Here is a 14,843-nt window from a genome sequence, read left to right on the forward strand (position 1 = left end):
TTTGATCAATCTTTATGGCGTACAGCAGGTTTCAAAAACCTTATAGGTTTGTAGTCAATAAGTTAAATCTCATTACTATCGGGCTCAGTGTGGCATAGTACCTCCGCCTAGTTGGTCGACTACCTCATTGATACGGCGTCGACCAATGGGAAGCCGGACGCCATTGCCCATAATGAGGTAAGCCGTGATTGTTGAAACCAGTACGCAGCGGTGAACATGCCGGGGGTTAATAAGACTGCCCTTGTGAATTCGAATAAACTGCGGCCACCGATCGCTGTACCATTTTAAAGTTCTGCTGGAAAGTACTTGTTCGCCATTCTGAAGGTAGACAAACGAGTAATTTACATCACCGATTAAGTACAGAATATCGTCTGGGTCAAAATTGTGTTGAAGCTGGGCAGCCGCCAATCGTTTCATTGGATCAATAGTATGGGATAGATGCCCAAAAATATTGAGGCTAAACTAAATATAATAATATTTTGATCGAAAATAATTAATACTAATAAAATGTGCCTATAAATAGTATTTTGTATAATTGATAGTTTATTGGAATGTTGAATAAGAACACAAATTAAATGGCTATGTTCTCATAATGAGGCAATTGTAGAGTATACTATTTAGTAGCGTTAAAGTTTCGCCGTTTAATAAATTCAAAAGGCTAAATGCCCGTTACCTCGCTAATCATGGCTATTATTGCATAAGCAGAATAGAGAAGTAGCCTATGTCAATTATACTTATTGAAACATTGGCAATTTATAAGTAAACGGAATAGATTATATTGAGACTGTGCGTTAGTGCGCTATCAGCCTTAGGCTTAGTCCAGGAAATGTGTATTTTGATTTGCTTTTGTATCTGTTTAATGTAGTTTGAAATTTTCATATTACTTTTGTTTGACTATTGTTAATTAACTAGCTATCTGCATCCTATGAAACACATCGACCTTACGTACAAATTGATTGAAATCCCCTTATACCTATTTTGTAAACATACGACAAAAACGGTTCTTTTTGACTAATGCAAAGACCGTAAGTAAACCTATTATCTATTTATAAGTACTAACTATTATTTTTAGAGAGTCTCTAAAAGTATGAATTATCTTGGAAAAATCATAAGTGGATGTTTAGCCTGTCGTAGATCTTCTAGGTGGGTTGTTCTCAACACACACCCATAAATCTGACAACTTAAATCGGAATGATTTTTTAACTCACCTACTCAATTGCATAGCCTTTCCAGAATCAATCAGATGATAGGTGTTTATATAAATGAACATATTTTCATTATAGGCAAATTGTGTAGCTCGTAATTTTTTGACCTGTATAGCTAGTGGGTGTCTTTTTCTTTTAATCAGTTTAAACCAAATTTCTTTTCATATCACAACCTTATCAAGATTTTTACATGAGAACTGCAAAATCAAACATCAGGGTACTTTTTTACGGTCTTTGCGTGGCAGCCGCCATGTACAACTGTAAGACAAAAGATGTCGATTCTCTGACGCCGTTTACCTACACGTTCAAAGGAATCGATAATGTTACGCTACCAACAGTAACGCCAACGGCTCCGGCGGCTGTGTCGGTAACCGCTGGTTCTGTAGCCATGCCGGCACAGGCTGCAGCGGTTGCCTCAGGACTAGCCAGTATGACAGCCACAGGTACCGTACCAGCTGCTGTACAACAGGCTTCTGCTGATATGGCCAAAGCTGTTTCTGCGGATAAGGCAGCCGCCTTAAATGCCGCCATTACGCCAGCGGTACTGGCTAGCATAGCCAGCACGGGGCAATGGCCTGATAATTTAAAAGCTGATGTTACGGCTTTAACGAGTAATGCCGCTCTACAAGCTTACCTGCCTAAAATGACAGCGCCAACGGTCAACGGTAAATCAGTAGGTGGTCGTACAGCAGCCCCAGCTACGGTGGCTACCGTTAATACGACGAATGATGCCGGTACCGATGCTTGTAAGGCAGCTGCCAATACCGCCTTCAATACCGCAAAGGCTAATCTGGATGCCCAGGTTGCTCCCTTAAAAGCCCCCATCACAGCGGCTTATGATGCGAACGTAGCGGCTGCCAATGCCGCAGTGGCTAGCTGTCAGGCGGCTGCGCCAACGTATAGCGCAGAAATTGCTGCTGCCCAAAGCTCATTAGCTACTACCTTGGCAGCCTTAGATGCTGCCCGGACAATTCTGGGTGAAACAAGCTATACACTGCAGGTTACATTAGCCAATGTAACAGCAGCTCAAACGATGGCACTTTACAAAGCATTAGCAACGGCTTCGTCGACGGTTTGTACGCTGACGAAAGACGCTAAAATTGCGGCTGCTGGTGTAGCTCGTGACGCCGATTTAGCCCGCGTAACGGGAAACTACAATTCAGCACTGGCTAGCCTGACGACTGCGCTTAATACCGCAATCGCTAGTTGCCACAACCAGGGCGGACGGAAAAGCGCTGACGGAAATTAATTCCCTTTTGGCTCGCACCTGTTCTTCGATTTAACCTTCATTATGCCAAACCTCATGAACAAGAAATATCTTTTCCTATCAGTTATTGCCCTGGCTGGTACCCTATCGACACGATCGGCTCAGGCACAAGTTAACCTGAAGAGTATCAGCGTTGGTGCCAGCTACTGGAAACCCTCGCTGGATTATTGGAATGACCGATCTATGTTGACCAGCTATAATGCTGGTGCAGGCGCGAAACTCAATGGAACGGTTATGCCAACAGCCGCCCTTGAAATAGGCCTTACAAAAGGACTGTCTATCGGTGGCCGGGTGGGTTACTGGAAACAGTCTGTTTCTAGTGATCTGAGTATTGCGGGCATCAATCGGAACGAAAAATTTACGCTGTCTATAATTCCCGTTTCGCTTGATCTGAAGTACACCTTTGAAGGCAAGACTGCTGGCGATGAAACTGCTAAAAAACCGTTCCTGACTCCCTACATTGGGGTGAGTGTGGCTCGTTATTTCATTAACGACAAATTCGATCGTACGGTTGTGAATAACACAGGTTCTGTTAGCGAAACGCAGGCTGGTAACAACTATGGTGTACAGGTGTTTGTTGGCGCAGAGAAGCAACTCGTCAAAAAACTGTACTTAGGGCTTGATGTACGTTACCACTTAGGTAGCTACAACCAGGTCGTGAAGTCCGCAGAATCAACCAGCACAACCAGTACAACCGAGAAAGTAAGCTTGAATGGTTTAGAAGCTGGCCTTTCGCTGCGCGTTAAATTTAAGTAATCAACGCATCACAACTACGTTCTAAACTGCCTTGTTAGTATTTAGAACGTAGTTGTGATGGACTGTTAATCGGTATCCAAAACGGCACTATTAGGATAACGTATAGACTAAACGTTCAGCTATTCAATGCTACAGTGGACCGGTAAAAAGGTTTTTGGAATAGGGCTAATGCTCTTCAGCTTCGGTCAGCCGATTCTAGTTCGAGCGCAGGTGAATATTTCGGGTAAAGCTGGACTTATGTATATCCCAACAGCGAGGGTACTTGATGAAGGAATAATACATGTTGGTGTAAGCTATAATCCCATTAATTATGCATTTAGGTTTAATCCGAATATAGATCCCAGAATTAAAACCCGAAATTCTGAAAATATTTATTATGTAAATCTTGTTGTACTGCCTAGGCTTGAATTAAATATAAATCTTTTAAGGCCAAATGGTGAAATATCTTTTAATGATAGAGGGGTTGGTGATCGCCAGATTGATGTGAAATATTTGTTATTGACTGAAAAGAAAAAACGCCCTGCACTAGCTTTGATCTTGTCAATGCCCTTTGGTATCGATAATTCGCTTATTACGAATGCCCTGGTCGCTACCAAAACTATCCAATTGACTAAGACAATTGATGCAGAAGTTACTCTTGGAACAGGGACACCTTATCATATTGCTCGAGAGGATATTAAGAATGATCAGAATTCAGGAATATTTTCAGGTTTTATGCTTAGTAATGATCCTAAACGCTATTTAACAGGGCCTTTTGGAGGTATTAATATTCGAGTGAACAAGAAAGCAGGTGTTATGGTTGAATGGGATTCGCATCATCTGAATTTAGGTGCCTATACAACCTTGTTTAAACATTGGACGCTACAAGGTGGTGTTCTGAATTTTGATCAGGTAACCCTTGGTACTTCCTATGCATTTTCACTGTTCAAATTACCTAAACGAGTGTCGGGTATACCTGTAGAATAACCAAGTTAATTGTGCTTAAAACGCTATCGATTATATTTCCATTTGCTTTTGTTCAGCTGTGTTTTAGCCAGTCACCCATAAATCGTACCCTGAACAACTATGAAAATGTAACGATCGACAGTAGTAACCATCAAGTCTATTACGAGCAGCGTTTGTACCGAAACCCAATGGTTGGTATCCTGGAGTTGAAACAAGTGTTGTCTACCAATCAGGTAACTGATTTTGTTCCACTTTATCAAGGAGTACCTATTGCCCGGTATAAACTGGATTCACAACTTAAAACAACGACCTTATCGCGTAAAGAACGGGCCGATTTTGCTAAATCACAGCCATTTAACGCCAGACGCTATAAGTTTGATTTTCGAATACAGCCCGATTTTAAAGTCAATTTTGGCTACCGGGAACAAGTGGTGCAGAGTAAGACAAATATACTTTTACAGAGTCAGCTGTACCTAAATCGAGGATTAGTATTAAACTGGGGCATACTGTTTCCGATTGTCAATGATCTGGATAATCAATCCTTAAATATTCGTCCGGCGCCAATTTTTCTGAATCAATTTCTGGCGCTCGACCAGGCAAATTATTTAAGTCTGTCAGCCGGTTTTTTTTATAACGATAGCTATGGATTCAATGGGCAATATCGCCACATGGATCTGACTAAAAACTGGTCGTTTGGTTTTGAAGCAGGATTGACCGGTTTTTATTTTTTTCCAAACAATGGGTTGTATTATCAACCCTTAGACGAATTGATGTTACTAACCGATGTTGCGTATCGAATTCCGTCCCGAGATATTACACTAAAGTTATCCGGTGGACAGTATTTATATGAAGATCGGGGTGTACGACTGGATTTTATACGCCAGTTTACCAATGTAGAGATTGGCTTTTTTGCTACAGCAACCAGGAATGGCTCGACAGGAGGATTTAATTTCGCTGTTCCCATTCCGCCAGGACGCATTGTACAAGGTCAGCGCGTTCGTTTGCGGAGTACAGAGGAGTTTCGGTATGAGTATAATTACACAAGAGGGTATCGGATTGCTGAACGCTACAAGGCAGGAAATCAATTAGATGCCCTATTACGGCAGTATCACCAGAGTTATTTACAGAATCAAGTACGATTAGTTAATTGAAATTGAATTATGAATGTTGGCTTATTGCAAACTAAAGCAGGATATTGGATTATTGGATTATGCCTATGCCTGTCGGGTTGCATTTCCAGTAAAGAACTAGTCCTTTATCAGGCCACTGGCTTAGGGAAAGATACTTTGGCACTTGCTCCTCGGTTTATCCCAACAATTAAAGCAGGGGATGTACTGTCTGTACAGGTGAGTAGTCTTAGTCCCGAAGCAACCACTTTCTTTAATCCCTATGCAGCCATTACAATTGCAGAGAGAGGAGGGACGCCACAGATGGTCACGCCAACAACTCCCATGCCTTACACACCAGGCTATGTAGTCAGTGAAGAGGGGAAGATTGAGCTTCCGCTGATCGGTCTACAAACGGTTCAGGGATTGACGAGTACACAGGCAGCTGCCTTAATTCGTCAGAAATTGCTTGAATACCTAAAGGAACCGACCGTAAACGTGCGTAATCTAAACTTCCAGATTGCAGTATCTGGGGAAGTAGCTCGCCCATCTCTCTTCTCTATTCCCAATGGTGAGATTTCATTACCTGCTGCCTTAGGGCTAGCCGGAGATATTACAATCTATGGTCGCCGAGATAATGTATTGGTTATCCGGGAAGAAAATGGACAACGAACGTTCAATCGAGTTGATTTAACCAAGCGCGATGTCTTTCAATCACCTTATTACTATCTACACCCCAATGATGTCGTTTATATCGAACCCGGAAAGGCACGGATTACAAATGCCGACCGGACTTACCAACTTTTGCCAATTGTTATTAGTGCTTTATCCTTTGTCGCCATTATTGTCAGCCGGTTTTAACAGCACATTACTATGACTACAAATCCATATACACCCTATCAGGCTTACGAGATAGAGCCACAGTTAAATATGCGCGCGATGCTCATGCGGTATGTGCGCAACTGGCCCTGGTTTGTGCTGACGTTGATTCTGGCCTTAGCCGCTGCTTATGTCTATTTATTGTATCAACCTCCTGTTTATAAAGTACAGGCTAGTGTACTGGTTAAAGACGAGAAAAAAGGTATTTCAGGCGAAAGTCTGATGAAAGAGATGGACATCTTTACGGAAAGTAAAGTAGTTGAGAATGAACAAGAGATACTTAAGTCCTATACCTTGATGGACCGCGTAGTCAACAATTTAGGCCTTGATGTTCGCTATTATCAATCTACCAACACGTTTAATAAAGAAATTTATACCGAATCACCTATTCGTTTGTTGGTCGAGAAGCCAACATCTGAACTGTATGCTGAAAAACTAGAATTTACGTTTCAGGATGGCAAAACGATCTTTCTAAATGGGAAACCTTATCCCATTAATCAAAGCATCAAAACACCCTTTGGGCAATTACGAATATTCCCCAGGAAGGCACTAAACAAAACCGTTGCGCCGGTAATCGCTATGGTATTAAGTCGCACTGAGACTGTTGAGGATTATTTAAAAAACCTGAAAGTTGAGCCAACGGCAAAACAATCTACAGTACTAGCAATGAGTCTGGATGAAACTGTGCCGGATAAAGGAGAAGCTATCTTAAATCAGTTGATTAATGAGTATAACAAAGAGGCCATTGTCGATAAAAATAAAGAAGCTAGTAATACGCTTAATTTCATTGAAAATCGACTAGCACTGATTTCCGGGGAATTATCCACTGTCGAGAAGGAAGTTGAGCTCTATAAATCAACCCAGGGGATTACCGATTTAAGTTTACAGGCACAAGCTTTTTTAACAACTGTGAAGGAAAATGATACACAGTTGAACGAAGTCAATCTCCGGCTAGGAGCTTTAACCGACATTGAAAAGTATATACAAAATAAGTCAGGCGAAAAAGGGATTGCACCAGCGACCATGGGGTTGAGCGACCCAATTCTAACAGGACTACTGACAAAAATGGCCGAACTAGAAATGAAGCGTGAAGAAGTGTCACGAACTATGTCGCCCAATAACCCATTACTTCAATCGCTCGACAGTCAATTACGGACAATGAAAGCCAGTACGAATGAAAACGTACAAACCATTCGCCAACAATTGATTAGCAATCGTGAGCAGCTCCTGGCGAATAACAAACGGTTAGAGGGAGTTATAAAAACAGTGCCCGGTAAAGAACGGGCTTTATTAAATATTACCCGGCAACAGGCCATTAAAAACGCTCTGTATACCTATTTATTACAAAAGCGGGAAGAAACGGCCTTATCGGCAGCTTCGACAGTTTCAGATAGCCGAACGGTTGATGCAGCGCGTACAGGCAGTAAGCCTATCAAACCGATAAAAATAATGATTTTTGCTTTATTTGCTGTTTTTGGTCTATTTGTACCAATAGGTGTTATTTCGGCAAAGGATGCATTGAATAATCGGGTTTTACGTCGTTCTGATGTTGAAGATGCAACGCAGGTGCCTATTCTGGGTGAGATCGTGAAAGGGCGGCAATTAGGTACCGATAGTTTTGTCTTTAAACCACGTATGCAATCGGTCATTGGTGAGCAGATTCGGGCATTACGGACAAACCTACAGTTTCTGCGAAGTGATCCGCAAAAGAGCCAGGTCTTATTATTTACCTCCAGTATCAGTGGTGAAGGCAAATCGTTTGTATCACTCAACTTGGGCGCTAGTTTAGCGCTTGTAGGCAAAACGACCGTTATTCTGGAGATGGATATGCGCAAGCCTAAGCTACACAAGAGCTTACATATGGAAAACCGAGCCGGATTGAGTAATTACTTAATTGGTGGGGCTACGATTGACGAATTATTGCAGCCAATTGTAGGCTATGATAATTACTTTATCATTACCTCAGGCCCTATACCGCCAAATCCTGCCGAATTATTAAGCTCGCCCTTCTTAACACAGTTATTTGACGAGTTAAAAGCTCGATTTGACTATGTGCTAGTCGATTCGCCACCTGTTGGCTTGGTGACAGATTCTCAATTGATTGCCCCATATGCCGATGCGACCATGTTTTTAGTACGGCACGACCACACGCCTAAAAACTATATTAAAATGGTTGACACCTTATTTAAAGAACACCGCTTCCAGAAGTTGAGTATTATTTTAAATGGGGTTGGTGAAGGTGAATCATACTATTATAACTACAGTTACGGCGACTATTATGGTGGCTCTGATAAAAAGCAACGTTTAGATAGCGGTGCATAGGTATTAAACAAATTTATTAATCACAGAGACACGGAGATTACGGAGTTTAAGTGATCTAAAACGATGTATGACTTCTACGTGTCTCTGTGATTAATAAAAAACTAAATCTGCTTAATTACAGAATAGTATCTATCCAAAATCAATCATACTATACCCAACTGGATGTAAACTTTAGAGGTATGCTAAGTCTTGACTCCCACTATAAAACCTTATACGTGTATGCTGAACCACGGACCCGTCGTAATGAAATTACTTATCAGCAATTAGGAAAACGTATATTTGATATTTGCTTTTCGTTACTCGTCACAATTTTTGTATTGTCCTGGTTAATTCCAATCATAGGACTGCTTATCTCTATAGGATCACGGGGGCCAATATTGTACATCCAGAAACGAACAGGCTATCGGGGTAGCTGGTTTTATTGTCTGAAATTCCGTACCATGACTTATAACCCACAGGCAAGTTTTCATCAGGCCACAAAGAATGATAACCGTGTGACATCCGTTGGTAAATTTCTGCGGAAAACAAATTTGGATGAAATGCCTCAATTCTTAAATGTATTAATTGGTGATATGAGTATCGTTGGCCCTCGACCACATGCTTTACAACATAGTGCCCAATTTTGGAATAGTATGCCAGAATACAGAAAACGATACAGAGTAAAACCTGGAATAACAGGCTTGGCTCAAGTACGTGGTTGTCGAGGTGAAACGGATCAATTAATGAAAATGCAACATCGTGTGAAATATGACAGATTTTATAATAGAAAAAAAACGCCTTGCCTAGATGTATGGATTTGCTGGTTGACAGTGAAAGCTATGATGACTGGTAATAAAAATGCTTGGTAATTATGAAGTGTAGTATTATTATAAGAGCCTTTAATGAGGAAAAACATATTGGTAAGCTACTAGATGGTATTATTCATCAGGAATCTCAACATGAAGTAGAAATTATCTTAGTTGATTCCGGCTCGACCGATAATACAATACAAATAGCTGAGCAAAAAGGCGCTCAGGTTGTCAAAATTCGCCCGGAAGAATTCTCTTTTGGTCGTGCACTCAATTTTGGTTGTCAGCGTTCAACTGGCGACATTCTACTTTTTGCCAGTGCTCACATTTACCCAGTTTATACAAATTGGATAGAGCAGATGCTTATTCCCTTTGAAGATACTAAGGTTGGATTGACATATGGGCGTCAAATTGGGAATCAACTTAGCAAATTCTCTGAGCGACAATTATTTGCAAAATGGTTTCCTACTGTTTCCAATTACAACCAATCAATCCCATTTTGTAATAATGCCAACACGGCTATCCGGCGCTCACTTTGGGAACAGATTAATTATGACGAGTCATTGACTGGGCTAGAAGATCTTCATTGGGCAGCTATTATTCAACAACAAGGACATCGAATTGCCTATGAAGCTGATGCCGTAATTGTTCATGTACATGAAGAAACTCCTCGTAAGATTTTTAACCGTTATTATCGAGAAGCTATCGCTTTTAAACGTATTAAGCCGAGTGCCCAATTTAATCTTCTGGAACTTCGCTTATTTATCCGTTTCGAATATTCTGAGTGATTATATAGCAGCAATACAGGAAGGCGTTTTTTGGTTAAATTTTCTTGATATTCCAATATTTCGAATATTACAATTCTGGGGCACCTACCAAGGCTACCGCTTCGTAGGTACGCTTGATCGCACGTTACGTGAGCGCTTCTATTACCCGAATGAGTTTTTCCGGCGTGAGAAAGTTACACGCACCATTCAGCCGTTCATGAAACAAATTGCTTATGATTAATGGAGATCCTATAGATATTTCGGTTACCTTATGCCCTTCGTTGCCAACCTGGCCAGGTAGTATAGGTGTACAGACCAGGTCGTTGCATACTATTGGACCTAATTCAGATGCGAATGTTAGTCGATTAGATATGGATGTACATACAGGTACACATCTTGACGCCCCCTTACATTTTGTCAACAATGGTGCCGATACATCTTCTTTTTTATTGACGACTCTGATTGGCGCATGCCGAGTTGTATCTATCCCAGACACAGATACAATTACCCGTGAATTATTGGAACATCATGTAGGAGCAGATGTTCCCAAGAGACTCTTACTACGTACAGATAATTCTCTCTCTAATTGGGAAGCAAAGCCATTTCGAGAATCATTTACAGCACTTGCTGCTGATGCTGCTGAATGGATTGTAGAAAAACAAATTCAACTAGTAGGTATTGACTATCTATCAATTCAACGATATGCCGATTCGCCAGCAACGCACCAAATTCTATTGCGCAATCGAATTATTATCTTGGAAGGTATTTATCTTGGGCATGTAGAGCCCAATACATATCAGTTGATATGCTTGCCTTTGAAGGTTCAGGGTATTGAAGGTGTTCCCTGTCGAGCTATATTATATCAGAATTAATAATTATTACTAAATATAGATATGTCATATTCCGTTGCTGCTATTGTTCCCATGCGCCATTCCAGCGAGAGAGTACCAGGGAAAAATTACAGAGATTTTGCTGGTAAACCCCTTTTTCATCGAATCATTGATACATTACTGGAATGCCCGTCGATTACAAAAATTGTAATCGATACAGATAGTCCTACGGTCATTGAACAGGCTCAAGTTCATTACCCCACTATTACAGTTCTGGAGCGGCCAGAACATTTACGTGATGGGGCTATTCCAATGAATAACGTTCTGCTAAATACCTGTGAGCAAATTCCAGCTGACTTTTATCTACAAACTCATAGTACGAACCCATTGCTGTCAGCAGAAACTGTTGAAAAAGGAGTTAAACAATTCCTGAACCAATATCCTATATACGATACGCTATTTGGCGTAACTCGAATGCAGACAAGGCTTTGGGACCAATTAGCTAGGGCAATCAATCATAACGCAAATATTCTGCTCCGAACCCAGGATTTGCCGCCTGTATATATGGAAAACTCCTGTATGTACATCTTCAAAAAAGAAACGCTTATACAAAAAGGCAATCGAATTGGTGATCGACCTTACATGTATGAAATAGCTGAAATTGAAGCACAGGATATTGATGTTGAATTAAATTTTAAAGTTGCTGAATTCCTCTTTACTGAACTTTATCCTGAACTGGTAGTATGAAAGTCTTAATTACCTGCCCACCTATGCTTGGGCAACTTGCTGAATTTTTGCCTATTTTCGAAGAAGCTGGCATAGAAGTAATTGCTCCCAAGGTAATTCAAATTTTATCAGAAGAAGAACTTCTTGACCTTGTTCCAACTGTTGATGGTTGGATCATCGGGGATGATCAGGCAACAGAACAGATTTTTCGTGCTGGGAAAGCTGGAAAATTGAAAGCAGCTGTTAAATGGGGTATTGGCGTTGATAATGTTGATTTTAAGGCCTGTAAAGAGTTAGGAATCCCGATTATTAATACACCAATGATGTTTGGCGCTGAAGTGGCCACCATTGCTGTATCGTATGTTTTAGGTCTTGCTCGACAGACCTATTATATCGATCGTGAAGTTCGGGCAGGAAATTGGGTAAAACCAGCTGGGATGTCATTAGCGGGTCATACAGTCGCTTTAGTTGGATTCGGTGATATTGGAAAGGCTACAGCTCGATTTTTGAAAGCATTTGATATGCATATTAATGTATACGATCCTTTTGCTACCCGGACTGAAGCCGATGAGGAAGCATATCGTTTCCTGAATTTTCCGGAGGGGCTAGAGGCTGCCGATTTTGTTGTCACTACTTGTGCTCTGACTCATGCGACTAAGCACATGATCAATACCGAAACAATTCAATTAATGAAAGATGGTGTTCGTATTGTAAATGTTTCCAGAGGCCCTATCATTGAGGAAGCGGCTCTAATAGCTGCACTTAAAAATGGAAAAGTACATTCGGCAGGTCTCGACGTGTTTGAAATAGAACCGCTGCCAATGGAATCTGAACTTCGGCAGTTTGATCTGTGCATTTTCGGAACGCATAATGGTTCAAATACAATTCAGGGGGTTCGTCGCGCTAGCCACCAGGCTATTCGATCTATATTTAAGTTTTTAGAAATTGGTGTAAATGCTTAGCATATGAAAAAAGTCCTAATTACAGGAGTTTTAGGAGGTATAGGCAGCGCGCTTGCGCTAGCCTTTCGTGAAGCGGGCTATTATGTATACGGATTGGACGTTCAAAAATCAGACAACCATCAAGCTGATCAATTAATCCAGTTCGATTTACATCAATTTAGTTCAGATGAAGATTATCGAAATGAATGGAAGCATAATTTTTATATACTGATTCCTGAGGTTCATGTTTTGATCAACAATGCCGCAGTGCAGTTACTAGACAGTTTGTCAGATCTGAAATTAAGCGACTGGAATCATACAATGTCTGTTAACTTAACAGGCCCGTTATTACTTTCTCAGAATTTTTTAGATCAATTAGAAGATGTAAATGGCTGTATCATTAATATTGGCAGTATACATCAACAACTAACTAAAAGACGATTTATTAGTTATGCCACATCAAAAAGTGCACTAATTGGGTTAACGAGAGCCCTAGCCGTTGATTTAGAGGGCCGGGTTCGGGTGAATGCAATTAGTCCGGCGGCTATCGAAACAGACATGCTTTTAGCTGGATTTGACGGCAACCAAGGTGCATTAGATGAGTTACGAAAAATTCATCCAGTACAACGTATTGGTAGCCCGAAAGATGTAGCTAAAATGGCATTGTTTCTTGCTTCCGAAAACTCTGGTTTCATTCACGGAGCTAACTTGACACTTGATGGAGGCATAAGTTCTGTATTAAAGGATTTATAGAAACTACAAAAATCAAACTATAAATTGTTGTTTTTACTAAAATATTGATCAATCAAATCCATTGGAACTAACATCGCTGGGTACTTAACTCCAACCTAGCCTCATATGAATACTAAATATATAACCTATTTTATTAAGCTTTGGAATTCGCCCACTATAACGACTTGGGCGAGTTTCTTGTCAAAATCATTTAATGTGACAATAGTAATGCCACTTATATTAAGTCGCCTTACTACAGGCGATGTTAATTTATGGTATTTATATGCAACTGTAATAAGTTTACAAATTTTACTTGACGCTGGATTTGGTTCCGCTTTTGTGCGAGTTATAGCATATGGTACAGTAGGGTTTAATGATTTTACAAAACTTCAATCAGGAGTATTTTTATCCTCTGATGAAGATGGATTTAATGAATCATTTATTACTACAGTTTACCATCTAATGATGAAAGTGTACAAGTTACTTTGCTTAATTGGCCTGTTAATACTAATCACTGTAGGTTCATGGGCTTTTATGCATCCTATTCAAGAATCTAGTCAAGCAAAATTAGGTTGGCTAACATGGGGAATGTTTTCGATTACTTTTCCTATTATATTATGGGGAAATGTATACTTAAATTTACTACAAGGCACTCATAATGTGCCTCTTGTTCGTAGATGGGATACATTATTTAATCTAATAAGTTCGGCATCATGTATTATACTACTTATAATATATCCTAATGTATATATATTAGTAATAGTGACGCAATTTTGGATGTTGGTGGCAGTATATCGAAACTACCGACTGGTAGCTAATAAGTATCCCTTTTTGAAACAAAATCTTCCTGATACCGATAAGATGAATGAAATTCGAAAGAATGTAGTTCCAAGTGCGTTAAAAAGTGGGCTTGGTCTAATAATGTCTCAAGGAATCATCCAATTATCTGGATTCGTCTATGCCCAACTAGCAACACCAGCAGCCTTAGCATCTTATTTATTAGGACTTAATCTTATTCAAGCGATTCGTAATTTTGCGCAAGCACCTTTTTATAGTCGATTACCAGAGTTAGCTGCCTATACTGGAAAAGGCGATATTGATCAGTTGAAAAATGTGGCTCGTCGAAATATGTTCAGAGTTTATTTAATTTTTTCAATAGGTTTTTTCTCAGTTACATTTTTACATGAACCGCTGTTTAAATTAATTCACTCTAATATAGTATTTCCTGATCCACGCTTGTGGGGATTAATGGGATTAGCTTTTCTAGTTGATAGATATGGTGCAATGCATTTACAAGTTTATAGCACAACAAATCATATTATTTGGCATACACTTAATGGAATAACCGGAGTCCTAATGATAGGTTTATCTATTTTCTTATATCCATTTATGGCGATATATGCGCTACCAGTTAGTATGCTATCTGCATATGTGCTTTGTTATTCATGGTATGCTCCATACAAATCTTATAAATTCATAAAAACTTCTTTTTTTCAATATGAATGGAATACTTTTTTGCCATTTATACTTATACTAATACTATTCACATTCTTCACTTAAAGAAGTATTAATTTAATTT

General features: G+C 40.0%; 14 protein-coding genes. 13 read left to right on the forward strand and 1 reads right to left on the reverse strand.

The window, feature by feature from the left end:
• Positions 1-84: 84 nt before the first annotated feature.
• On the reverse strand, positions 85-417 hold the full coding sequence (locus H3H32_RS06445; protein ID WP_182461891.1) for a LytR/AlgR family response regulator transcription factor: 333 nt from the start codon (positions 415-417) through the stop codon (positions 85-87).
• A gap of 978 nt (positions 418-1,395) precedes the next feature.
• On the opposite strand from H3H32_RS06445, the gene H3H32_RS06450 reads away from it, so the two are divergent.
• From H3H32_RS06450 to H3H32_RS06510, 13 genes are all read left to right on the forward strand, one after another.
• Entirely contained in the window at positions 1,396-2,454 is a 1,059-nt protein-coding gene (locus tag H3H32_RS06450) for a hypothetical protein (protein WP_182461893.1), read from the forward strand.
• A gap of 54 nt (positions 2,455-2,508) precedes the next feature.
• Complete coding sequence (locus H3H32_RS06455) at positions 2,509-3,228, forward strand: hypothetical protein (RefSeq protein ID WP_182461894.1); 720 nt, start codon at positions 2,509-2,511, stop codon at positions 3,226-3,228.
• Between the two features lie 126 nt (positions 3,229-3,354).
• Entirely contained in the window at positions 3,355-4,194 is an 840-nt protein-coding gene (locus H3H32_RS06460; RefSeq protein ID WP_182461896.1) for a YjbH domain-containing protein, read from the forward strand.
• 11 nt (positions 4,195-4,205) lie between these two features.
• Entirely contained in the window at positions 4,206-5,324 is a 1,119-nt protein-coding gene (locus tag H3H32_RS06465) for a YjbH domain-containing protein (protein WP_240543674.1), read from the forward strand.
• Positions 5,325-5,333: 9 nt separating this feature from the next.
• Positions 5,334-6,140: a polysaccharide biosynthesis/export family protein gene (locus tag H3H32_RS06470; protein ID WP_182461898.1), complete on the forward strand. Its 807-nt coding sequence runs from the start codon at positions 5,334-5,336 to the stop codon at positions 6,138-6,140.
• 12 nt (positions 6,141-6,152) lie between these two features.
• Positions 6,153-8,480: a GumC family protein gene (locus H3H32_RS06475; protein ID WP_182461900.1), complete on the forward strand. Its 2,328-nt coding sequence runs from the start codon at positions 6,153-6,155 to the stop codon at positions 8,478-8,480.
• A 179-nt stretch (positions 8,481-8,659) separates the two neighbouring features.
• The gene (locus H3H32_RS06480; protein WP_182464252.1) at positions 8,660-9,328 is read left to right on the forward strand and encodes a sugar transferase; all 669 of its coding nucleotides are present in this window, start codon (positions 8,660-8,662) and stop codon (positions 9,326-9,328) included.
• A 2-nt stretch (positions 9,329-9,330) separates the two neighbouring features.
• Complete coding sequence (locus H3H32_RS06485) at positions 9,331-10,056, forward strand: glycosyltransferase family 2 protein (RefSeq protein ID WP_182461902.1); 726 nt, start codon at positions 9,331-9,333, stop codon at positions 10,054-10,056.
• Between the two features lie 212 nt (positions 10,057-10,268).
• Entirely contained in the window at positions 10,269-10,907 is a 639-nt protein-coding gene (locus H3H32_RS06490) for a cyclase family protein (RefSeq protein ID WP_182461904.1), read from the forward strand.
• 21 nt (positions 10,908-10,928) lie between these two features.
• Positions 10,929-11,612 (forward strand): acylneuraminate cytidylyltransferase family protein, encoded by a 684-nt coding sequence (locus H3H32_RS06495; protein WP_182461906.1) that lies wholly within the window; start codon positions 10,929-10,931, stop codon positions 11,610-11,612.
• Positions 11,609-12,553: a phosphoglycerate dehydrogenase gene (locus H3H32_RS06500; RefSeq protein ID WP_182461908.1), complete on the forward strand. Its 945-nt coding sequence runs from the start codon at positions 11,609-11,611 to the stop codon at positions 12,551-12,553. Before H3H32_RS06495 ends, H3H32_RS06500 begins: the two co-directional genes overlap by 4 nt.
• 3 nt (positions 12,554-12,556) lie before the next feature.
• Positions 12,557-13,285, forward strand: coding sequence for an SDR family NAD(P)-dependent oxidoreductase (locus tag H3H32_RS06505; protein ID WP_182461910.1), 729 nt, complete (start codon positions 12,557-12,559; stop codon positions 13,283-13,285).
• A gap of 105 nt (positions 13,286-13,390) precedes the next feature.
• The gene (locus tag H3H32_RS06510) at positions 13,391-14,824 is read left to right on the forward strand and encodes a lipopolysaccharide biosynthesis protein (protein WP_182461911.1); all 1,434 of its coding nucleotides are present in this window, start codon (positions 13,391-13,393) and stop codon (positions 14,822-14,824) included.
• Positions 14,825-14,843: the final 19 nt, after the last annotated feature.

The organism is Spirosoma foliorum, assembly GCF_014117325.1.
Classification (GTDB): Bacteria; Bacteroidota; Bacteroidia; order Cytophagales; family Spirosomataceae; genus Spirosoma; species Spirosoma foliorum.